The organism is Thioclava sediminum (assembly GCF_002020355.1).
In the GTDB taxonomy this organism is placed as follows: domain Bacteria; phylum Pseudomonadota; class Alphaproteobacteria; order Rhodobacterales; family Rhodobacteraceae; genus Thioclava; species Thioclava sediminum.
The window spans coordinates 538,108-557,706 of record NZ_MPZV01000003.1 but is presented as its reverse complement, the minus strand read 5'-3'; the positions used below and the strand labels follow the sequence as shown (position 1 = coordinate 557,706).

Sequence of the window (19,599 nt, the reverse complement as noted above, 5' to 3'; positions counted from 1 at the left end):
GAATCCTTCTGTAGCCATTGAGTAATTTCGGGCGGAAAAGATAGTCCCGAGTGCCGCCGTATTCAACCGCAAAGGCACGGGAACCGGGCAGGGAGGAAACGCGTTGTGTCCTGCCGGGCAGGGCAAATGCATTTGCGGCGCGATTGCGGTCCGTGTGCGTGGTTGTGCCCAGTGGTCGAGGCGGGGTGAATAGTGCCCGCAGAGAGAGACAATCAAGGGAAAAAGCGTGATGAACAAGATTGTGGCAGCGGCGATCGTGGTGTTGGCGGTGGCCGCCGGATTGATCATCCTCAATACCGATATCACAGACTCGCCCGACGCGACCGATCCGACGACAAACGCAGCGGCAGGCACTGAGACTGGCGACAAGAGCATGGCCGATAAGGCCAGCGATGCGGTGAAGTCTGCGGGCGAGTCGGTTAAGGCCGCCGCTGACAAGGCGAGCCAGGCGGCGTCCGACGCGGCCGATAGCGTGAAGGAAAAGGCCTCGGGCGCGATGGATACGGGCTCGAACGCGGCGGCGGATGCCGCCGATGCCGCGAAAGAGGCTGCGCAGAGCGGGGCCGATCAGGCGCAAAGCGCCGCCTCCGATGCCGCCCAAAGCGCCGCCGACGCCGTCTCGAAAGCAACCGAGACCGCGCAGCAGGCGGCAAGCGACGCGAGTGACGCGGCCAAGGACGCCGCCTCCGCTGCAAGTAAGGCCGCGACAGCCACGATGGATTCCTCAAGCGATACGGCCAGCGCGGCTGCCACCGATGCCGCGAAGGCTGCAACGACGGCGGCGGAAGCGGCCGCGAAAGCTGCGAATGCGGCCGCCTCGGCGGCCAGCGGGGCGCAAGAGGAGGCGACCGATAGCGCTGTCGAAGGCGCGAGCACGGCGGCAAAAGCGGCAGCCGATGCCGCCAGCCAAGCCGCCAATGCCGCCGCCGACGCCGCAGCCGCTGCGACCAATGCCGCACAGTCGGCGGCCCCCGCAGGTACCGCGAGCGGTGGCGACACCCAGAAGCCGGTGCCGGCGCAGGGCGTCATGAGCGCGGCGAAGGCGCTGACCGTAGAAGGATTCGACGCGGATCGGGTGATGGATATCGTCGACACGTCCGAGCTGCCCGAAGCAACGAAGGAGCAATTGCGCACGGCGGTGCAGAGCGCGCGTGACAATCCGCAACTCGTCGAAGGTGTGGTCGATCAGATCCGCGCGGCGCTGGGCTTCTGATCCCCATCTGCCGCCACATCCGCTGAGACCGAAGGGCCGCGCGACATTCCCTCGCGCGGCCCTTTTCTTTGCTATCCGCCCAGTCGGGTGGGAACGTCTGCGCAAAGCCTCGCGTTCGCTCTTCAACGAAAGGAGCCCGCCATGAGCACCCGTCTCGAATTGCAAAGCATTTCCCCCGTCACCCATGACACGCATCACCTCGTCTTCCCGCGCCCCGAAGGCTTCGACTTCGCCCCCGGTCAGGCGGTCGATCTGAACCTGACCCGCGAAGGCTGGACCGACGAGCAGCGTCCGTTCACCTTCACCAACCCGATAGATGGCGACAAGCTGGAATTCGTCATCAAGAGCTATCCCGACCATGACGGCGTGACCGAGCAGATCGCGACGCTCACGCCCGGCGAGGCGGTGGAAGTCTCCGATCCCTGGGGCGCGATCAAGGACGAAGGCCCCGGCACCTTCATCGCAGGCGGGGCAGGGGTGACGCCCTTTATCTCGATCCTGCGCGCGCGTTTGGCCCGCGAAGGGACGCTCGAAGGCTGCCGCCTGATCTTCTCGAACAAGACGGAAGCCGACATCATCCTGCGCGACGAGTTCGAGGCGATGAAGGGGCTGGAGACCGTCTGGGCCGTCACCGACCAGAGCGACCCCGGCAAGGGCGTCGTTTCGATGCATGTCGATCGCGGCTTCCTCGCGCCCTTCGTCGAGAAGGAGAGCGGCAAGTTCTACATCTGCGGCCCCGACAAGATGGTCGATGAGATCGAGGCCACGCTGAAGGACCTCGGCGTGGCGGAAGATCGCATCATCCGCGAGGATTTCGACTGAGGCTGTTCGATCACGTCTAAGTGCCCCGAGACCGCGCGCCCTGCGCCTTCCCGCCCCCTTGCCCCCGGTGAGGGGGCGGCCTAGTTTGCCCTCGCGCAAATTTTTGCCGAGAACAGGCGACAGACAAGCCGGGGGTCCGCACGCATGAGCGAGAAACGCAGCATCTTCGAGGAAGTTGGATCGGAGGGCACCACCACGCGGGCCGAACCCAAGGGCGGCATGATCGACGCAAAGCCCCGCGGCGCGCGCCGGGCGATCCGGATGTGGCTGTTTGTGCTGTTCACGCTGGTCGTGGCGATGATCGCCGTGGGCGGGGCCACGCGCCTCACCGATAGCGGGCTGTCGATCACGCGCTGGGACCCGATCTCGGGGGCGATCCCGCCGATGAGCGATGCGGACTGGCAGGCGGAATTCACCCATTACAAAGAGAGCCCGCAGTTCAAATACATGAACCCCAACATGACCGTGTCCGAGTTCAAGGGCATCTTCTGGTGGGAATGGGGCCACCGGCAGCTGGGCCGCCTGATCGGCATGGTCTGGTTCATCGGCTTCATCGGCTTCTGGCTGACCAAGAAAATCCCGACGGGATGGACAGGGCGACTGTTCAGCCTCGGGATATTGGGCGGTCTGCAGGGCGCGATCGGCTGGTGGATGGTGTCCTCGGGCCTCGTGGGGCGGATGACATCGGTCGCCTCCTACAGGCTGGCCACGCACCTAGGCCTCGCCTTCATCATCCTCGGCCTGATCTCCTGGTTCGCGCTGCAGCTCTCGCGCCCGGAATCGGCGCTGCTGCAGGCCCGCCGTCTGGCCGAGCCGCGCCTGAGCCGGATCGGCTCGGTGCTGATCGGGCTCGTGTTCGTGCAGATCATCCTCGGCGCGCTGACCGCGGGGATCGACGCAGGCCTCGCCTTCCCGACATGGCCCTCGATGAACGGGCAGTTCCTGCCGTCGGAGAGCTTCGACTACACGCCGATCTGGCGCAACTTCTTCGAGAACCCGGCGCTCGTGCAGTTCCTGCACCGCATGGTCGGCTATCTCGTCTTCGCCTCCGGCCTTTACGCCGCATGGCGCGCGCGCAGCTCGGCCCATCCGCGCACCAAGGAAGCCTTCGCGCTGATGGCGGCGATGATCTTCTTCCAGATGGTGCTGGGCATCACCACCGCGCTTGAGCTGGTGAATTACTGGTGGCTGGGGCTCATCCACCAATTCGGTGCTATCATCACCTGGGTCCTCGTGATCCGCGCGCGTCACATGGCGCGCTTCCCCCTTGTTCGTTCCATCCGGGAGGGCCGCGTATGAGCGCCTATCAGGACCTGCTCGCGCATCAGCGCGAAACCGAAGCGCTGGGCAATATCGCCGGGCTCCTGAGCTGGGACCAAGAGGTGATGATGCCGCGCGGCGCCGCCGATCAGCGCGCCGAGGAGTCCGCCGCGCTGGAATCGGTGCTGCATGCGCGCCGCACCGATCCGCGCATCGAGGACTGGCTGGCCCGCGCCGAGGCCGATGATGCGGTCAGCGCGCGCGTCCTCGATCTGGTGGGACGCAGCTACAACCGCGCGACCCGCATCCCGGCGCGCCTTGCGACCGAGATGGCGCGGCTGACCTCGCTGTCTCAGGGCATCTGGGCCGAGGCCCGCGCCAATGAGGATGCCTCCGCCTTCCTGCCGACGCTCGAAGAAGTCGTGCGCCTCAAGCGCGAAGAGGCCGAATGCCTGTCCGAGGGCAATCTCTACGATGCGCTGCTCGACGACTATGAGCCGGGCGCGACGTCGAAAGAAATCGCCACGGTCTTCGACCGGATGCGCGGTCCGCTGGTGGAGCTGCGCGACCGGGTGCTGGGCTCGGAGGTCTCGCCGCAGCCCTTCGACAAGGTCTTCCCCGAGAACGCGCAGCTGCGGCTGGCGCGCAAATGCGCCTCTGCCTTCGGCTATGACTGGACGCGCGGACGGCTCGATATGTCGGTCCACCCGTTCTCCTCGGGCGGCGGCGACGATGCGCGCATCACCACCCGGATTTCCGAGAGCGACCCGTTCGGCAATATCTACTCGACGATCCACGAGGTCGGTCACGCCACCTATGAGCAGGCGATCAACCCGGCCTATCGCTTCACGCCGCTGGGCCATGGCGTCTCGATGGGCGTGCACGAAAGCCAGAGCCGGATCTACGAGAACCAGTTGGGCCGCTCGGTCCCGTTCGCCGGCTGGCTGCATCAGCGCATGACCGATGCGTTCGGCGATCTCGGCATGGATACGGAGGCCTTCCACGCGCTGGTCAACCGCGTCGATATGGGCTTCATCCGCACGGAATCGGACGAGCTGAATTACAATCTCCACATCATGCTGCGCTTCGATCTGGAGCGCGATCTGATCTCGGGCAAGCTGGAAGTCGCGGATCTCGAAGAGGCGTGGAATGCCCGTTTCGAGCAGGATTTCGGCGTGAAGGTCACTAAGCCCAGCCAGGGCTTCCTGCAGGATGTGCATTGGTCGGTGGGGCTGTTCGGCTATTTCCCGACCTATGCGCTGGGCAATGTCTATGCGGGCTGTCTGGACGAGGCAATGCGCGCGGTCACGCCCGGCATCGACGCGGCATTGGCCGAGGGCGATGCGAGCCCGGCCAAGCAATGGCTCGACGAAAACCTGCGTGTCCATGGCGGTCTGCGCACCCCGCGCGAGACGATCCAGAACGCCTGCGGGTTCGAGCCGACCGAGACGCCGCTTCTGGCTTATCTGACGCGGAAATTCGAGGGCATCTACAAGCTGTGATGCGCCGCGCTGGTTGAGGGGGCAGGTGCCTCCGGCGGGGATATTTGGATCGAGAAGAAGGGGCGCGCGGCCCCTTCATCGATCTCAGTCCTGCTCGGCGGTTTCCAGCTTTTCCAGCGCCGCCATCCAGAGCGCCTCGGCCTTCTCCATCGCCTTGGTCGCCTCAGTGTGCTTCGCCTGCCAGATCGCGAGATCTCGGGCTTTTTCAGGCTCGTAGAGCGTGGGATCGGCGAGTTTCGCGTCGAGCTTCTCGAGCATGTCGCTCAGCTTCTCGACCCGGGCCTCGCAGTCGCGGACCTCGCGCTTCATCGTGGTCATTGCACAGCGCGACGGTTTCGCGGCTTTCGGTGCGGCCGACTTCGCGGGCTTGTCCTCGGGCGGCGGTGCCAGCAACTCCGCGCGGTAGCTTTCCAGATCGCCCTGATAGGGCGCCACCGCGCCGCCCTTGACCAGCCAGAGCCGGTCGGCCACCAGCCCCAGCAGATGCATGTCGTGGCTGACAAGGATCACCGCGCCGGAATATTCGGTGAGCGCGGTGACCAGCGCCTCGCGGCTCTCGATGTCGAGGTGGTTGGTCGGCTCGTCGAGGATCAAGAGATGCGGCGCATCGAGCGTCGCCAGCAACAGGGACAGCCGCGCCTTCTGCCCGCCCGAGAGCTTGCCCACCGCCGTTTCGGCCTGATCCGCACCGAGGCCGAAGCCTGCAAGCCGCGCGCGCAGCTTGGCGGGATGCTCGTCGGGGCGCTCGCGCTTGAGATGGGTCAGCGGCGTCTCTTTCAGGTCCAGCTCGTCGACCTGATGCTGCGCGAAATAGCCGATCCGCAGCTTGGACGAGCGCGTGATCTTGCCGTCCATCACCTGAAGTTTGTCCGCCAAGAGTTTGGAAAGCGTGGATTTCCCCTCGCCGTTCCGGCCCAGCAGCGCGATCCGGTCGTCCTGATCGATGCGCAGGTTGAGCTGCTTGAGGATCGCGGGCCCGCCATAGCCCACGGCGGCGTTTTCCATCGCGATGATCGGCGGCGAGAGCTGTTCCGGCGCGGGGAAGGTGAAGACCTGTTTCGCCGCTTCTTCGGGGGCGGTGATCGGCTCCATCTTCTCGAGCATCTTGACGCGCGCCTGCGCTTGCTTGGCCTTGGTGGCCTGCGCGCGGAAGCGATCCACGAAGCCCTGCAGATGGGCGCGGCGGGCCTCCTGCTTCTTGGCTTGGGCTGCCTGCGCCTCGCGGCGCAGCCGGCGGGTGCGGGCGAACGTGTCGTAGCCGCCTTGATAAAGCGTGAGTTGCCGATCCTCGAGATGCAGGATCGAGCCCACGGCGCGGTTGAGCAGATCGCGGTCGTGGGAGATCACGATCACCGTATGCGGGTAGCGCATCAGGTAGCTTTCCAGCCAGAGCGCGCCTTCGAGATCGAGATAGTTCGTCGGTTCGTCCAAGAGCAGCAGATCGGGCTGTGCGAACAGCACGCCCGCGAGCGCCACGCGCATCCGCCAGCCGCCGGAGAAATCCGAACAGGGGCGCTTTTGCGCCTCCATGTCGAAGCCGAGACCCTTCAGGATGGCGCTCGCCCGCGCCTCGCCCGACCACGCGTCGATATCGACCAGCCGCGTCTGCACCTCGGCGATGCGATGCGCGTCGGTCGCCGTCTCGGCTTCGGCCAGAAGGCTCGCGCGTTCCTCGTCGGCGGCCAGCACCGTATCGAGCAGCGAAGTCGAAGAGGACGGCACTTCCTGCGCCACGCCGCCGACCCGGGCCCGAGAGGGCAGGCCGATCTCGCCGCCATCCAGCGTCAGCTCGCCCCGGATCAGCCGGAACAGTGTCGTCTTGCCCGCGCCGTTGGGGCCGACGAGGCCGACCTTGTGGCCTTCGGGGATGGTGGCGGAGGCGTTCGCGAACAGCGGACGGCCTTCGATCGAAAAGGAGATATCGGAGATGCGCAACATGGGGCCTGACTTGGCGCAGGGGCGGGCAACAGTCAATCGCTGCTGCGCGCCGCGGCCCCTTCGGCTTGGCAAAAATATCCCCGCCGGAGGCATCTGCGGGCGCAAACCCGCGCGGCGACCTGCCGATCGGCCTTGACCAAACGGTCACAAACCCAATCTAGAGTCGCCGCAGCCCCGCCCATGAGGGCTTTTCAAGGCTTCCCCTGCATGGTAGCAGGCGCGGCAGATATTTCGGACCGGATACCGGCCACGAACCACAAGGAAAGGGTCACACATGGCCATCGAACGCACGCTGAGCATCATCAAACCCGACGCGACCAAGCGCAACCTTACCGGCAAGATCAACGCCAAGTTCGAGGAAGCAGGTCTGCGCATCGTCGCGCAGAAGCGCATCCAGCTGACCATGGATCAGGCCGGCAAGTTCTACGAAGTCCACAAAGAGCGCCCCTTCTACGGCGAACTGTGCGAGTTCATGGCGTCCGAGCCGGTCGTCGTTCAGGTGCTCGAGGGTGAAGGCGCGATCGCCAAGAACCGCGAAGTGATGGGCGCGACCAACCCGGCGGAAGCCGACGAGGGCACCATCCGCAAGGAATACGCGCTCTCCGTGGGTGAGAACTCGGTGCACGGCTCCGACGCTCCGGAAACCGCTGCGGAAGAAATCTCGTTCTTCTTCTCGGGTCTCGAGATCGTCGGCTGATCTAGCGTTTCGCGATCAGACCAATTTCCGAGAGGGCCGCGTCCAGCCGGGCGCGGCCCTTCTCTTTTGCGGAAGGCGCGGCGCTGTCGCTCGCCGCGATCCGCGCCTTAAGTGCATCGAATTTCTTGCGGAATTCGGCCTTCTCGGCGCCGCGGCAATCGTTCCACGGGCGGCCTTGCAGCGCCATGTGCAGCGCGTAATAGCCGATGAAATGGGCGGGGTTCCCGACTTCGATCCAGGCGGCATAGGCGGCGTCCCCGCCGATCTCGCGCAGTTCCTCGGCCGAGGTGATCCCGGCGCGGATAAAGCCTTCGGCGGTGGCGGGGCCGATCCCCTTGATGGATGTGAGAGAGGTGCTCATCGTTCCGGACGGTCCTTCGGGGCGCGCTGTATCAGTATCGCGCGGGCTGGCGTCGGGACAGTTTGAGAGCGGACTTCGCGCCACGCAAGAGCAGCGCGAAGGAGAGATCGAATGGCGGGCGGCGCGAAAACCGGCGGTGAATGAAGATGCCGGTTGCGGAGCCTGCCTGCGCCGCTATCATCGCGGCGCGAGAAAGGGCGTCAGATGGACGCCCAGTCGTCGAATACGGTGCCGTTCTGTTGGGTCGTATTGCCCGTTTGGCCTTGTTGCTGGCCAGGACGGTTCGTGCCGCCTTGCTGTTGCTGGCCTGATTGAGTGCCCGATTGCTGTTGCATGACCTAAGCCTTGTGATGAGTCGCGTTTAGCGGGGTCTTCCCGTTGGTGCGACAAGTAGACACAGGCTCTCGCCGGGAAAAGGGGTGGTCAAGCGAAACTGAATTTTGATCTCTTTGCCGTGAGCGTGTGTCATGAAACTGTGACGTTGGCGCCACGAAAGCGCTGCTGCGCACGGCAATGCGTCAGAAATAGGGACCTATCGGCGCGTCATGTCGCGGCGGTTATTCCGCAGCGCGTGCGGTTGCGCAGATCGACAGCGGCTGCAGGCCGGGCAGGCTGAGCATCGCCTCCAGCGCGGTGTTGTTGTCGACCAGATCGGCGAGCGTCTTGCGGTCCAGCGTCCCGTAGAAGGCCTCGAGCGCATCACTCAGAGCATCGCGGAACAGGCAGGCATCGCGGAGCGGGCAGGTGTTGGTCTCGGTATCGAAACATTCCGCGAAGGGCAGGGCGGCCTCGAAGGCGCGCAGCACTTTGCCCACGCCGATCTCTTCGGGCGGGCGGGCAAGCTGCATCCCACCGGCGCGACCGCGCAGGGTGGTGATGAAATTCTCGCGCGCGAGCGTGTTGATGACCTGCGCGAGATGGTTCTCGGACGCATTACAGGCCTCCGCGATCTCGTGTTTGCGCACGGTGCGGTGCGGATTGACCGCGCAGAACATCAGCACGCGCATCGCGAGATTGGTTCGTGTGGTCAGACGCATCGCAACTCCTCCAGCTCACGAAGCGGTGATATAGGTAAGTTTACCTCGCAGGTTTGACCTATGTCACGTTCCTTGAAAATTTTCGTCACACAGAGAGGCGGGCTCCAGCGGGGATCCTCCGGGGGCAATATCCGCTGGACGGAGACACGCGCGGCACTCGGCGCGGCGAATGCGTCCATTTGTCAGACTCCTCAAACACGGGCGCGTGAGTAGATGAGAGGTGTTGCCCGTCGTGTCGTTCGGTCCGGCGCTGCGCGGGCGGTCTGATCCGTCGCGGAGCGGCCATTTCGGGCGCGGGCGACGATTCCCACGGGGAGGGCAAGATGAGCAGTCTGGCTGAAACGAGTGCCGCGCATAGCCGGCTCGAGCATTTTCCGATCACCTTCTATGCGACGACGATGGGGCTCGGGGGCTTCACGCTGGCGTTGCGCGCGGCGGCCAAGCCGCTCGGGCTCGGGCCGTTGCCCTATCAGGTGATGTTCGCGCTGACCGTTGCGGTCTTCGTGCTGATCTCGGTCTTCTATCTCGCCAAGGCCGTGCGGCACCCGCAAGCTGTGAGCGCGGAATGGCATCACCCGATCCGGCTGGCCTTCTTCCCGACCGTCGCGATCTCGCTGTTGCTGCTGGCGACCGGCGCGCTGACGGTCTCGACCCCGCTTGCGCTCCTGCTGTGGCTGGCGGGCACGACCCTGCAGGGGATCATGACGCTCGCGGTCGTGACCAACTGGATCGGGACGCGCAGTTTCAAACACGGGCAGCTGAACCCGGCCTGGTTCATCCCGGCGGTGGGCAATGTGATCGTGCCGGTCGCGGGCGCGCAGCTCGGCTTCATCGAGATCAGCTGGCTGTTCTTCTCGGCCGGGACGCTGTTTTGGCTCGTGCTGCTGACGCTGGTGTTCAACCGGCTGATCTTCCACGACCCCTTGCCGAGCAAGCTGCAGCCGACGCTGGTGATCCTGATCGCGCCGCCCGCGGTGGCCTTCATCGCGTGGCTGCGCCTGACCGGCGAGCAGATCGTGCCCGGGGCCGGGATCGGGCAGGGCGTCGATCCTTTCGCGCATATCCTTCTGTCGCTGGCCTACGTCTTCGCCGCGCTCGTCGCGGTGCAGCTGCCGCGCATTCTGCGGCTGCCCTTCGCGATGAGCTTCTGGGCGCTGAGCTTCCCCATTGCGGCGCTGACCATCGCGACGTTCCTGCATGCCGAATACGCCCATTCCGAGCCGCATCTGCGCATGGCGGTGGCCTTCCTCGCGATCCTTGCCGTGGTGATCGTGGGGCTTGTCTGGCGCACGGGGCTTGCGATCCTGCGCGGAGAGATCTGCCAGCCGGAGTGAGGGGGGCGGAGTTCACGCAGGCAGCGGTTCCTGTCGCGCTTGTCGCACGTAATGCGCGATGCGGTCGAAATGCTCGTCCCATGTCCCGCAGCAGCCGCCCCAGATGTCGATGTCGGGATAGCGCTTTGCCAGATCGCCCATCATCTGGCCCAATTCCTCGGGGTCGCCTTCTTCGATATGGCCGAGCTTGCAGAGCGAGACCTTGTCCATCTTCGCCGCATTCGGCCGCAACGAGCGCAATCTCCGCGCCCAATCTCCCGGTTCGAGCGCGGGTTCGAATTCCAGCGGATGCGAGCAATTGATCCCGTAGGAGTCCGGGCGCGCAGCCCCGGTCTCAGTATCGGTCGCCTCAATCGCCTCTTTCAAGGTGGGGCCCGATTTCAGCTTGTGGGAGCTGTCGAGCGTGAAAGACATGTTCACCGGCAGCCCGACGCGCGCCGCCGCGCGGCTGATCCCCACCGCCTCGGGGATGTTGTTGATCGTGGCGGCCCAGATCAGATCGACGCCGCAATCTCTCAACGTCTCGCATTGGGTTGCGTGGTAGTCCTCGGCTTCCTCGGCAGTGATGTCGCGGTTGAGCGAATAGGCATCACCTTTCGGCCCGATACAGCCCGCGATCGCGATGCACTCGATCTGGTCCTCGTACGCGCGCGAGACTCCGCGCAGGAAGTCGATGCATTTGTGCTGCATCTCGCGAAGGCCTTCCGCCGAATAGCCGAGCTTCGCGCCCCAGTCCGGGCTCGCGCGGTAGTCGAACCCCGACATCAACGCCGAGAACCCGTGTTGAGCTGCCTTGTCGAGATAGCGGCGATACATGTTTTCCATGTCACGCACCGCTTCGGGTTTGTTCATCAACTCGAACATCGCGAAGTCGCGCAGCTCGTGGCCGTGGCGATAGATCACCTCGGTCTCGGTGCCGCCTTCAGTGAGGTAGAGGATGCCGTCCTCTCGGGGAAACGTGGTGCTCTGCAACGTCATGACGCTCTCCTTGTGTGACGCGGTTCGGTTCGGAAAACTTTTTGAAAGCGCATGAGAGGCGGCGAAATCAGCACGCGGCGCAGGTCGTCGATCCGGTCGTGCCGGACTTTGTCTTGTCTGAGTGACGTTGGGTCACCTTATCACGCCGTCCATTGTGTGGCTACGTCGCCTCTTGTCGGCTCGGATCCGGTCGCGCGGTGACCTCTTGAACTGACGCATGAAACGCGGGCTCCATCCCGAGCGCGGATGGGCGCGGTATGCTGCCGCCCCTTCTCGACGGCGCTTGACCTCCCGCGAGGGCGAGCGCAGATTTCGCGGGCGAAAAGGAGGGGCAGTCATGGCTCTGGAAGATGCGAAAACCCAAGTGGATCAGGCTTTTACGCGGGCAGAGGCACGTGGCCTGAGCTTCGAGAACACCTTCGGCGGGGCCACCAGCCTCCTGCGGCGGCGCTATACGAAGGACCTCGCGGGCGCGCAGATCGCCGTGACCGGCATCCCCTTCGATCAGGCGGTGACCAACCGCCCCGGCACGCGCTTTGGGCCGCGTGCGATCCGCGAAGCCTCGACGCTGCAGGCGTTCGACGCCCCCTATGGCTGGGGCTACGATCCGTTCTCGGAACTCGCCATCGTCGATTACGGCGACATGCCCTTCGACTATGCCAATGTGCCGGAGGTGCCGGGCCGGATCGAGGCGCATCTGGGCGCGATCTTCGGGGCGGGCGTCGTGCCGATCACGCTGGGCGGCGATCACTTCATCACGCTTCCGATCCTGCGCGCGGCTGCTGCCAAACATGGGGAGATCGCGCTCATTCAGTTCGACGCGCATTCCGACACCTGGGCCGATGACGATATGGACCGGATCGACCACGGCACGTTCCTCTACAAGGCGATCAAATCGGGCGTCGTGAGAGCCGAGAATACCGTCTCGGTCGGTATCCGGACCGACAATCCCGATACGCTGGGTGTGACGATCGTGGACGCGCCTACGGTGCATCGCGAGGGCGTCGAGGCCACGCTGGAACGCATCCGCGCGGTCGTGGGCGACAAGCCCTGTTACATCACCTTCGATATCGACGGGCTGGACCCGGCCTTCGCGCCGGGCACCGGCACGCCGGTCTGGGGCGGTCTGGCCAGCTGGCAGGCGGCAGAGCTGTTGCGCGGGCTCAAGGGCATCAACCTGATCGGCGGCGATGTGGTCGAGGTCTCTCCGCCCTACGATCCGACGGGCGTGACGGCCATCGCGGGCGCCCATGTCGCGACCGAGCTGATCGCGCTGGCCGGTTGGGGGCTGCGGGAGGGCGCGGCATGAATAGGGCCGTGACGATCCTCGCGCTCGGGCTGGCCGCGGTGGCCGTGGCCGATGGCTGGGTGCGCTTCGCCCCGATCGATCCTGCGCGCTACAAGGTCGAGGGTCTGGCAAAAGCGCCCGGCGATCACCCCGAGACGGGCGGGTTTCAGGCGGCCCGCGAGGTCTCCGACCCACTGGTGCAGATGGCCGCGCTCGACAAGATCATCCGCGCGACCGCGCGCACGAAGCAGGTGGCCGGCAGCGTCGATGAGGGGCATGTGGCCTATGTCACCCGCTCCGCCTTCTTCGGCTTTCCCGACGTCACCACGCTTTGGGTCGAGGGCAACACGCTGCAAATCCGCGGCCATCTCGTCTACGGCAAATCCGATCTCGGCGTGAACAAGGCCCGGATCATGGGCTGGCTCGACGAGGCAGGGCTGTAGGGAGGCTGATCCGAGGCGCGCTTGCCGGGCCACAGCGATCAACTCTGACGGCGCGCTCCCTTGCGAAGAGAGGGGGCGGAGCCTAAGTGAGGCTCCATGCAGCCGGAGCCAGCATGACCATCATGTACCGTTATTTCTCCTGGGCCATCGCCGTCACCGTTGCGGGGCTGGTCGGGTCGTTCGCGCTGGGATTTGCCCAGACCGGCGGGCTTGGCGGCGCGGTCTCTTTCCTGATGATCACGGCGGTGCTCGCCGTGCTGGAAATCTCGCTGAGCTTCGACAACGCCATCGTCAACGCCAACAAGCTGCACCAGATGACGCCGAAATGGCAGCGTCGCTTCCTGACCTGGGGCATCCTGATCGCGGTCTTCGGGATGCGTATCCTGTTCCCTCTGCTGATCGTCGTGATCGCCGCCGGGATCGGACCGTGGGAAGCGGTGCAATTGGCCGCGAAACATCCGGCGGAATATGCCGAGATCATCGAGGACGCGCATCTGTCGATCGCGGGCTTCGGCGGGGCCTTCCTGATGATGGTCGCGCTCACCTATTTCATCGACGAGGGCAAGGAGGTCGACTGGATCCGAGCGTTGGAGCGCCGGTTGCGCGCGCTCGCCTCGATCCGCGGCCTCGAGATCGGGCTCGTGCTGCTCGTCATTCTGGCCTTTACCTGGATCCTGCCCGAAGGGCGCGAAGACGAGTTCATGTTCGCCTCCATCTGTGGGCTTGCGACCTTCCTCGGTGTCGAAGTGCTCAGCCACGTGCTCGACCGGACGAATATCGCCGCCGAGACGGCCAAGGCGGGCCTCGGCGCGTTCCTCTATCTCGAAGTGCTCGACGCGTCCTTCAGCTTCGACGGGGTGATCGGGGCCTTCGCGCTGACCCAGAACCTGTTCCTGATCGCGATCGGTCTGGGGATCGGCGCGATGTATGTGCGCTCGATGACCCTGATGCTGGTGGAGCGCAACACGCTGAGCGAATTCCGCTATCTCGAGAACGGCGCCTTCTGGTCGATCCTGATCCTTTCCGTCGTCATGTTCGCGCAGACGCTGGTGGAAGTGCCCGAGGTGATTACCGGGCTGATCGGGGCGGGGCTGATCGGGCTCGCGCTCCTGTCCTCGATCCGCTTCAACAGGCGCAGCAGAGCCGCCGTCGAGAGTTGAAATTTTCTTGACAGACTGCGGCGCGCGCGGCACAGCAGGGGCACTTCGGTTCCGCTTTGGCGGATGAAAAGGGAACCCGGTGCGATGCGTGCATTCATTCCGGGGCTGCCCCCGCAACTGTGAGCGGCGAGTGACGGCTGACTGAGCCACTGGGGCGACCCGGGAAGGCCAGCCGAAACCAAGACCCGCGAGCCAGGAGACCTGCCGAGGCGCTCATCCTTTCTGCCTGTGCGGGGCGCGCAGCGGAGGCGGTCTTCCGTCAGTGGTGACATTCTCACCGTCGGCGGAAATTCCAAATTTCCAAAGACTTACGATACGAAGTTCACGCGACCACAGAGTCGCGATACGAGGGAATTGGATATGATCCGCACCCGTTTGACCATGGGCCTGATGCTCACCACCGCGCTGGCAGCCCCTGCGCTTGCGCAAGACAGCCAACCTTACCAACTCGATGAGATCGTGATCTACCACGGTGCGCTCGAGCCGCAATCGTCGGACAAGACCGCGCAGGCGGTCACCGTGCTGTCGCGCAACGAGTTGGAGCGTTCGGGCCAGACCCGCCTTGCCAATCTGATCGCGCAATCGCCGGGCGTCGGCATCCTGTCGCGCGGGCCGATGGGCGCGCAGACCGGCTTCACCATCCGCGGCGTGTCGCAGAACTACGTGAAGGTTATGGTGGACGGGATCGACGTCTCCGATCCGTCCGCGCCGCAGGTGCTGCCCGATCTGGGCCGGTTCAACACGTTCAACTACGACCGGGTCGAGATCATGCGCGGCTCGCAATCGGCGGTCTATGGCGGGCAGGCGGTCGCCGGTGTCATCAACCTCGACACGCCGCGCCCGACCGAGGATGGCGTGACCCAGAGCGTAAAGCTCGAGCTCGGCTCCTACCACACCGCGAATGCGGCCTATAACTTCGGTTGGAAGAAGGGTGACGACGAGCTCGCGATCCAGCTGTCGAAAGTCTACACCGCTGGTTTCTCGGCGGCCGACAAGAAGAACGGCAATACCGAGAAAGACGGCTACCGCGCCGATCGCGTGAGCCTGCGCGCGCAGAAGCGCATCTCCGACAATCTGCTGATCGGCTTCAACGGCTTCGCGCAGAACGACCGGGGCGAGTTCGACAACGGCTTCAGCTCGCCGCCCACGGACAGCAACGAATACACCGTCCACAAGGAGCGGGGCGGGCGTCTCTTCGCGAAATTCACGACAGGTCCGCTCGATCACGAGCTCGGTCTGACCTATTACACGACCTCGCGCTGGTATCCGGTCTATGACTATGGCTACGAGGGCAAACGCCGCAAACTCGACTGGAAAGCTTCGACCGATCTCGGGCCGGGCCGCGTGACCTTCGGCGCGGATCGCACGCTGGAAACCTATACCGGCACCTATGTCACGGGCGATGTCCTGACCGCGGATACGGGCGTCTTCGGCGAATATGCCTTCTCGCCGATGGACGGCGTGAACGTGACCGCCTCGGCGCGCCATGACGATCACTCGGATTTCGGCGGCAACACCACGGGCCGTCTCGGCGTCACCTGGCAGGCCGATGCCGCGACTCTCTTGCGTGCCTCGGTGGGCAACGGGTTCCGCGCGCCGTCGGGCTACGAGCTTTATGACGGCTATGCGGGCAATCCCGATCTCAAGCCGGAGAAATCGCTGAGCTACGACCTTGGGGTCGAGCGTGATTTCGGAGCGCATAAGCTGACCGCGACGCTGTTCCATATCGAGGTGGACGATCTGATCGACTACAGCAACACGACCTACAGCTATTACCAGACCTCGGGCACCGCCAAGCGGCAGGGTCTGGAGCTGGGTCTGAAAGGGCCGATCTCCAGCACGGTCAATTACAGCCTCGGCTATACCTATCTGGACTCGAAGAACCCCGACGGTCTCTCTGCCGGCTCGACGTGGAACTCGGCTTTCGGGCGGCATACGCTGACCGCCGGGATCGACGCGCAGGTGACTGACAAGCTCACGCTCGCCGCCGATATGCGCGTGGTCACCGATCGTCAGAGCCAGCCCGATTACGGCCTGCTGAACGCGCAGATGACCTACGATCTGGGCAATGACAAAGAGGCCTATCTGCGTATCGAGAACCTGACCGACACCGATTACCAGCTCTGGCCGGGCTACGGCACCTCGGGTCGCGCCGCCTATGTGGGGCTGCGTGCGCGGTTCTGATCTGAAAGGGGCGGTTTGCGCCGCCCTTTTCGCCGCCTTGGCGGCGACCTCCTCCGCACGGGCGGGTGAGGCTGTGGACGAAGCGCCGCAGCGTGTCGTATCCATAAACCTCTGCACGGATCAGCTGGCGCTGGCGCTGGCCGATCCGTCGCAGGTCGTCTCGGTCAGCCATTTCGCGACCGATCCGTCGATGTCGGTGCATTGGAAGCAGGCTGAAGATCTGCCCGTAAACTACGGACGTGCCGAGGAAATCTCGATTCTGCACCCCGATCTCGTTCTGGCCGACACATGGTCGAATCCGGACACGATCCGCATGTTGCGAACGCTCGGGATCCGGGTAGAGCAACTGCCGCCCGGCACCTCGCTGCCCGAAATTCGGGGCCGGATCGAGACGATGGGCAAACTGCTCGGCCATCCCGATCGCGCGGCGAAGATGCTCGCGGATTTCGATGCGCGGCTGGCGGCGATCAAGACGCCTGCGCCGGGGCTGAAAGCTGCGATCATCGGGCCTTCGGGTTACGGCTATGGCCCGCGGACCCTTGAAGGGCAAATCCTTGAAATGGCAGGGTTTCAGAATGTCGTCAGCGGTCCGGGGCTCGACTGGGGCGGGCGGTTGCCGCTGGAAGATCTGGTGATGGATCGCCCCGATCTGGTGGTCGTTGGCGGCTCGCAAGGCGGCACCGGCACGAGCCGCGCGCAGGAGGTGCTGGCGCATCCGGTGCTGCGCGATCTGCCGGTCGTGCGGGGGCTGCGCGATGCAAGCTGGACCTGCGGCGCACCGGCGATGCTGGGCGCGGTGGAGACGCTGGCGACGCTCGGGCGTAAAATCGAGAAAGAGAAGTTGGCGCAATGAGTTATCGCACGATCCTCATCCTTCTCTCCGTCCTCTGTGCGGTGCTGTTCGCAGCCTCGCTGTTGATCGGGCCGTCGGGTATCTCGCCGCTTCACGGCCTCTCTGCGCTGATCTCGGGCGATGGCGCGGCGGGCCTTGTGATGCGCGAGTTGCGCCTGCCGCGCGCGATCCTCGGGATCGGCGTCGGCGCCGCGCTGGGGCTGTCGGGCGCGGCGATGCAAGGCTTCCTGCGCAATCCGCTGGCCGAGCCGGGGTTGATCGGCACCTCTGCGGGGGCGGCGCTTGGCGCGGTGATCGCGATCCAGACCGGGCTCTACGCGCTCTTCGCGCTGGCCCTGCCGCTGGCCGCATTGGCGGGCGCGGGCGTGGCCGTCGCGCTGATCCTGATCCTTGCGGGACGCGAGGGTCGGGCGCTGGTGCTGATCCTTGCGGGGATCGCGGTCTCGGCGCTGGCGGCGGCGGCGACCGCGCTGGTGCTGAACCTTGCGCCATCGCCCTATGCCGCGGCCGAGATCGTGTTCTGGATGATGGGCTCGCTTGCCGACCGCTCGATGACCCATGTCGCGCTGGCGCTGCCGTTCCTGATCGTCGGCGCGCTGATCCTACTGCGCGCGGGCGCGGGGCTCGATGCGCTGAGCCTTGGGGAAGATGCTGCAGCTTCGATGGGTATCTCGTTGAAAAGGCTTCGGCTTCAGATCGTCTTCGGCACGGCGCTGATGGTCGGTGCGGCCACGGCTGTCGCGGGGGCGATCGGCTTTGTCGGCCTCGTCGTGCCGCATCTGTTGCGCAAATCCGTGGGTGCGCGGCCCTCGCGGCTGCTGCCGGCTTCAGCGCTTGGCGGGGCGGCGATGCTGACGCTGGCCGATATCGCCACGCGGGTGATCGCGCCCGAGCGCGACCTGAAACTGGGCGTTCTGACCGCGCTGGTCGGCGCGCCGTTCTTCCTGTCGATGATCCGCAAAATGGGGCGCGAGGGCTGATGCTGGAGCTGGAAAACCTCACCGTTCTGCGTGGCGAATGTCCGGTCGTCGATCGCGTCTCGGCGCAGGTCGGGCCGGGCGAGGTGATCGGGCTGATCGGGCCCAATGGCGCGGGCAAGACCTCGCTGCTGCGGGGCGCGATGGGGCTTTTGGCGCATCGCGGGGACAGTTCGCTATCGGCGCTAGATCCGATGGCGCGAGCACGGGCGGCGGCTTGGCTGCCGCAGGCGCGCGAGATCGCCTGGGGGCTGTCGGTCGCCGATCTGGTGGCGCTGGGGCGGCTGCCGCATGGACGCGATCAGGCGACGCGCGGGGCGGCTGCGGTGGAGGAGGCGCTGCGCCGAATGGGGCTCGACAACTACCGCGACCGCGCCGCCACGCAGCTCTCGGGCGGTGAGCAGGCGCGGGTGCTGATCGCGCGGGCGCTCGCACAGGAAAGCCCGCTGATCCTCGCCGACGAGCCTATCGCAGGCCTCGACCCGGCGGCGCAGATCGCGACGATGCAGGTCTTCACCGCCCATGCGCAGGCGGGCGGCGCGGTGGTCACCTCGCTGCATGATCTGGGGCTGGCCGCGCGCCATTGCACCCGGCTTTGGGTGATGGATCGCGGGCGGCTGGTCGCGGACGGTGCGCCCGGCGAGGTGCTGACCGAGGCGCTTCTTGCGCAGGTCTTCCACATCCGCGCGCACTTCAAGAACACGCCGGAAGGCCCCGTTTTTCAACCGCTTTCCACCTTGGGGGTCTGATGGCATTTCCGGCCGAGCGCATCGTCTGCCTGACCGAGGAGACGGTCGAGACGCTCTACCTTCTGGGTGAGGACGCGCGCATCGTCGGCGTCTCGGGCTACGCGGTGCGCCCCAAACGGGTGCGTCAGGAAAAGCCGCGCGTCTCGGCCTTCATCTCCGCCGATCTGCCGAAGATCCTCGCGCTGGAGCCGGACCTCGTTCTGACCTTCTCGGACCTTCAGGCCGATATCGTCGCGGGGCTGGTGCGCGAGGGCGTCGCCGTTCACGCGTTCAACCAACGCTCGGTCGCGGGTATCCTCGACATGATCTGCACGGTGGGCGCGCTGGTGGGCTGCACCGAGCGGGCGGAACTGCTCGCCGCGGGTTACGAGACGCGTCTGGCGGAGATCGCCGCGAAGCCGCGCCCCAACCGTCCGCGCGTCTGGTTCGAGGAATGGGATGAGCCGCTTATCTCCGCCGTGGGCTGGGTGTCGGAACTGATCGAGATTGCGGGCGGGCGCGATGTCTTCGCCGATCTGGCAAGAGAGGGCAAAGCCAAGCATCGCATCGTCACTCCCGAACAAGTGATCGCCGCCGCGCCCGAGGTCATCGTGGGGTCGTGGTGCGGCAAGAAATTCCGCCCCGAGAAAGTTTCCGCAAGGCGAGGCTGGCAGGACGTCCCGGCTGTTGCGCGAAACCGGCTGCACGAGGTCAAATCCACCCTGATCCTGCAGCCCGGGCCTGCCGCGCTGACCGATGGGCTCGACGCGCTGGAGGCCGCGATCTGGTCCGATCCGGGGTTGCGGGCGTAATAGTTCTTAGAC

Annotated in this window: 19 protein-coding genes and 1 riboswitch; of the genes, 15 read left to right on the top strand and 4 right to left on the bottom strand. The window is 65.4% G+C overall.

Annotated elements, in window-relative coordinates:
• The first annotated feature begins 229 nt into the window (after positions 1 to 229).
• The 4 genes from BMI91_RS19720 (at position 230) to BMI91_RS14915 (ending at position 4,797) form a co-directional block, all read left to right on the top strand.
• A complete protein-coding gene (locus tag BMI91_RS19720) occupies positions 230 to 1,213 on the top strand; it encodes a hypothetical protein (protein WP_167376020.1) in 984 nt (327 codons plus the stop codon).
• Positions 1,214 to 1,354: 141 nt separating this feature from the next.
• Complete coding sequence (locus BMI91_RS14925) at positions 1,355 to 2,035, top strand: FAD-binding oxidoreductase (protein WP_078605702.1); 681 nt, start codon at positions 1,355 to 1,357, stop codon at positions 2,033 to 2,035.
• 144 nt (positions 2,036 to 2,179) lie between these two features.
• Positions 2,180 to 3,334 (top strand): heme A synthase, encoded by a 1,155-nt coding sequence (gene ctaA / locus BMI91_RS14920; protein WP_078605700.1) that lies wholly within the window; start codon positions 2,180 to 2,182, stop codon positions 3,332 to 3,334.
• Positions 3,331 to 4,797: a carboxypeptidase M32 gene (locus BMI91_RS14915; RefSeq protein ID WP_078605698.1), complete on the top strand. Its 1,467-nt coding sequence runs from the start codon at positions 3,331 to 3,333 to the stop codon at positions 4,795 to 4,797. The genes ctaA and BMI91_RS14915 overlap by 4 nt, the downstream gene beginning before the upstream one ends.
• 84 nt (positions 4,798 to 4,881) lie before the next feature.
• Here BMI91_RS14915 and BMI91_RS14910 read toward each other — a convergent pair whose 3' ends face one another.
• Positions 4,882 to 6,735, bottom strand: coding sequence for an ABC-F family ATP-binding cassette domain-containing protein (locus BMI91_RS14910; RefSeq protein ID WP_078605696.1), 1,854 nt, complete (start codon positions 6,733 to 6,735; stop codon positions 4,882 to 4,884).
• Positions 6,736 to 7,009: 274 nt separating this feature from the next.
• Between BMI91_RS14910 and ndk the strand changes: the two genes are divergently transcribed.
• The gene (ndk, locus tag BMI91_RS14905; RefSeq protein WP_078520946.1) at positions 7,010 to 7,432 is read left to right on the top strand and encodes a nucleoside-diphosphate kinase; all 423 of its coding nucleotides are present in this window, start codon (positions 7,010 to 7,012) and stop codon (positions 7,430 to 7,432) included.
• Between the two features lies 1 nt (position 7,433).
• Here the strand turns inward: ndk and BMI91_RS14900 are convergent, their stop codons facing one another.
• Positions 7,434 to 7,793, bottom strand: a complete 360-nt coding sequence (locus tag BMI91_RS14900) for a TfoX/Sxy family DNA transformation protein (protein ID WP_078605694.1) — start codon at positions 7,791 to 7,793, stop codon at positions 7,434 to 7,436.
• 140 nt (positions 7,794 to 7,933) lie between these two features.
• Here BMI91_RS14900 and BMI91_RS20070 point away from each other — a divergent pair, with 140 nt between their 5' ends.
• Complete coding sequence (locus tag BMI91_RS20070) at positions 7,934 to 8,104, top strand: hypothetical protein (protein WP_158522176.1); 171 nt, start codon at positions 7,934 to 7,936, stop codon at positions 8,102 to 8,104.
• 246 nt (positions 8,105 to 8,350) lie between these two features.
• Here the strand turns inward: BMI91_RS20070 and BMI91_RS14895 are convergent, their stop codons facing one another.
• On the bottom strand, positions 8,351 to 8,830 hold the full coding sequence (locus tag BMI91_RS14895) for an RrF2 family transcriptional regulator (RefSeq protein ID WP_078605692.1): 480 nt from the start codon (positions 8,828 to 8,830) through the stop codon (positions 8,351 to 8,353).
• A 323-nt stretch (positions 8,831 to 9,153) separates the two neighbouring features.
• Here BMI91_RS14895 and BMI91_RS14890 point away from each other — a divergent pair, with 323 nt between their 5' ends.
• Complete coding sequence (locus BMI91_RS14890) at positions 9,154 to 10,164, top strand: SLAC1 anion channel family protein (protein WP_078605690.1); 1,011 nt, start codon at positions 9,154 to 9,156, stop codon at positions 10,162 to 10,164.
• Between the two features lie 12 nt (positions 10,165 to 10,176).
• Here BMI91_RS14890 and BMI91_RS14885 read toward each other — a convergent pair whose 3' ends face one another.
• Positions 10,177 to 11,142, bottom strand: coding sequence for a homocysteine S-methyltransferase family protein (locus tag BMI91_RS14885; RefSeq protein WP_078605688.1), 966 nt, complete (start codon positions 11,140 to 11,142; stop codon positions 10,177 to 10,179).
• 337 nt (positions 11,143 to 11,479) lie between these two features.
• Between BMI91_RS14885 and speB the strand changes: the two genes are divergently transcribed.
• The 8 genes from speB to BMI91_RS14845 all read left to right on the top strand — a co-directional run bounded on the left by speB (position 11,480) and on the right by BMI91_RS14845 (position 19,587).
• Entirely contained in the window at positions 11,480 to 12,451 is a 972-nt protein-coding gene (gene speB / locus BMI91_RS14880; RefSeq protein ID WP_078605686.1) for an agmatinase, read from the top strand.
• Positions 12,448 to 12,873, top strand: a complete 426-nt coding sequence (locus BMI91_RS14875; RefSeq protein WP_078520942.1) for a DUF1499 domain-containing protein — start codon at positions 12,448 to 12,450, stop codon at positions 12,871 to 12,873. The genes speB and BMI91_RS14875 overlap by 4 nt, the downstream gene beginning before the upstream one ends.
• A 113-nt stretch (positions 12,874 to 12,986) precedes the next feature.
• Entirely contained in the window at positions 12,987 to 14,033 is a 1,047-nt protein-coding gene (locus BMI91_RS14870; protein WP_078605684.1) for a DUF475 domain-containing protein, read from the top strand.
• A gap of 29 nt (positions 14,034 to 14,062) precedes the next feature.
• Positions 14,063 to 14,256, top strand: a riboswitch (cobalamin riboswitch).
• A gap of 137 nt (positions 14,257 to 14,393) precedes the next feature.
• Complete coding sequence (locus BMI91_RS14865) at positions 14,394 to 16,217, top strand: TonB-dependent receptor plug domain-containing protein (protein WP_078605682.1); 1,824 nt, start codon at positions 14,394 to 14,396, stop codon at positions 16,215 to 16,217.
• Positions 16,204 to 17,070 carry an ABC transporter substrate-binding protein gene (locus tag BMI91_RS14860; RefSeq protein WP_158522175.1) on the top strand — a complete coding sequence of 289 codons (867 nt, stop codon included), beginning with the start codon at positions 16,204 to 16,206 and terminating at the stop codon, positions 17,068 to 17,070. Before BMI91_RS14865 ends, BMI91_RS14860 begins: the two co-directional genes overlap by 14 nt.
• Entirely contained in the window at positions 17,067 to 18,050 is a 984-nt protein-coding gene (locus BMI91_RS14855; protein WP_078605678.1) for a FecCD family ABC transporter permease, read from the top strand. Before BMI91_RS14860 ends, BMI91_RS14855 begins: the two co-directional genes overlap by 4 nt.
• Positions 18,050 to 18,796: an ABC transporter ATP-binding protein gene (locus BMI91_RS14850; RefSeq protein ID WP_078605676.1), complete on the top strand. Its 747-nt coding sequence runs from the start codon at positions 18,050 to 18,052 to the stop codon at positions 18,794 to 18,796. The genes BMI91_RS14855 and BMI91_RS14850 overlap by 1 nt, the downstream gene beginning before the upstream one ends.
• The gene (locus tag BMI91_RS14845) at positions 18,796 to 19,587 is read left to right on the top strand and encodes a cobalamin-binding protein (protein ID WP_078605674.1); all 792 of its coding nucleotides are present in this window, start codon (positions 18,796 to 18,798) and stop codon (positions 19,585 to 19,587) included. Before BMI91_RS14850 ends, BMI91_RS14845 begins: the two co-directional genes overlap by 1 nt.
• The last annotated feature ends 12 nt before the right edge of the window (positions 19,588 to 19,599 follow it).

What these genes read in the sequence shown, in the direction of transcription:
- BMI91_RS19720 (WP_167376020.1), top strand. Translation starts at nt 230, where the DNA reads ATGAACAAGATTGTGGCAGCGGCGATCGTGGTGTTGGCGGTGGCCGCC.
- BMI91_RS14925 (WP_078605702.1), top strand. Translation starts at nt 1,355, where the DNA reads ATGAGCACCCGTCTCGAATTGCAAAGCATTTCCCCCGTCACCCATGAC.
- ctaA (WP_078605700.1), top strand. Translation starts at nt 2,180, where the DNA reads ATGAGCGAGAAACGCAGCATCTTCGAGGAAGTTGGATCGGAGGGCACC.
- BMI91_RS14915 (WP_078605698.1), top strand. Translation starts at nt 3,331, where the DNA reads ATGAGCGCCTATCAGGACCTGCTCGCGCATCAGCGCGAAACCGAAGCG.
- BMI91_RS14910 (WP_078605696.1), bottom strand. Translation starts at nt 6,735, where the DNA reads ATGTTGCGCATCTCCGATATCTCCTTTTCGATCGAAGGCCGTCCGCTG.
- ndk (WP_078520946.1), top strand. Translation starts at nt 7,010, where the DNA reads ATGGCCATCGAACGCACGCTGAGCATCATCAAACCCGACGCGACCAAG.
- BMI91_RS14900 (WP_078605694.1), bottom strand. Translation starts at nt 7,793, where the DNA reads ATGAGCACCTCTCTCACATCCATCAAGGGGATCGGCCCCGCCACCGCC.
- BMI91_RS20070 (WP_158522176.1), top strand. Translation starts at nt 7,934, where the DNA reads ATGAAGATGCCGGTTGCGGAGCCTGCCTGCGCCGCTATCATCGCGGCG.
- BMI91_RS14895 (WP_078605692.1), bottom strand. Translation starts at nt 8,830, where the DNA reads ATGCGTCTGACCACACGAACCAATCTCGCGATGCGCGTGCTGATGTTC.
- BMI91_RS14890 (WP_078605690.1), top strand. Translation starts at nt 9,154, where the DNA reads ATGAGCAGTCTGGCTGAAACGAGTGCCGCGCATAGCCGGCTCGAGCAT.
- BMI91_RS14885 (WP_078605688.1), bottom strand. Translation starts at nt 11,142, where the DNA reads ATGACGTTGCAGAGCACCACGTTTCCCCGAGAGGACGGCATCCTCTAC.
- speB (WP_078605686.1), top strand. Translation starts at nt 11,480, where the DNA reads ATGGCTCTGGAAGATGCGAAAACCCAAGTGGATCAGGCTTTTACGCGG.
- BMI91_RS14875 (WP_078520942.1), top strand. Translation starts at nt 12,448, where the DNA reads ATGAATAGGGCCGTGACGATCCTCGCGCTCGGGCTGGCCGCGGTGGCC.
- BMI91_RS14870 (WP_078605684.1), top strand. Translation starts at nt 12,987, where the DNA reads ATGACCATCATGTACCGTTATTTCTCCTGGGCCATCGCCGTCACCGTT.
- BMI91_RS14865 (WP_078605682.1), top strand. Translation starts at nt 14,394, where the DNA reads ATGATCCGCACCCGTTTGACCATGGGCCTGATGCTCACCACCGCGCTG.
- BMI91_RS14855 (WP_078605678.1), top strand. Translation starts at nt 17,067, where the DNA reads ATGAGTTATCGCACGATCCTCATCCTTCTCTCCGTCCTCTGTGCGGTG.
- BMI91_RS14850 (WP_078605676.1), top strand. Translation starts at nt 18,050, where the DNA reads ATGCTGGAGCTGGAAAACCTCACCGTTCTGCGTGGCGAATGTCCGGTC.
- BMI91_RS14845 (WP_078605674.1), top strand. Translation starts at nt 18,796, where the DNA reads ATGGCATTTCCGGCCGAGCGCATCGTCTGCCTGACCGAGGAGACGGTC.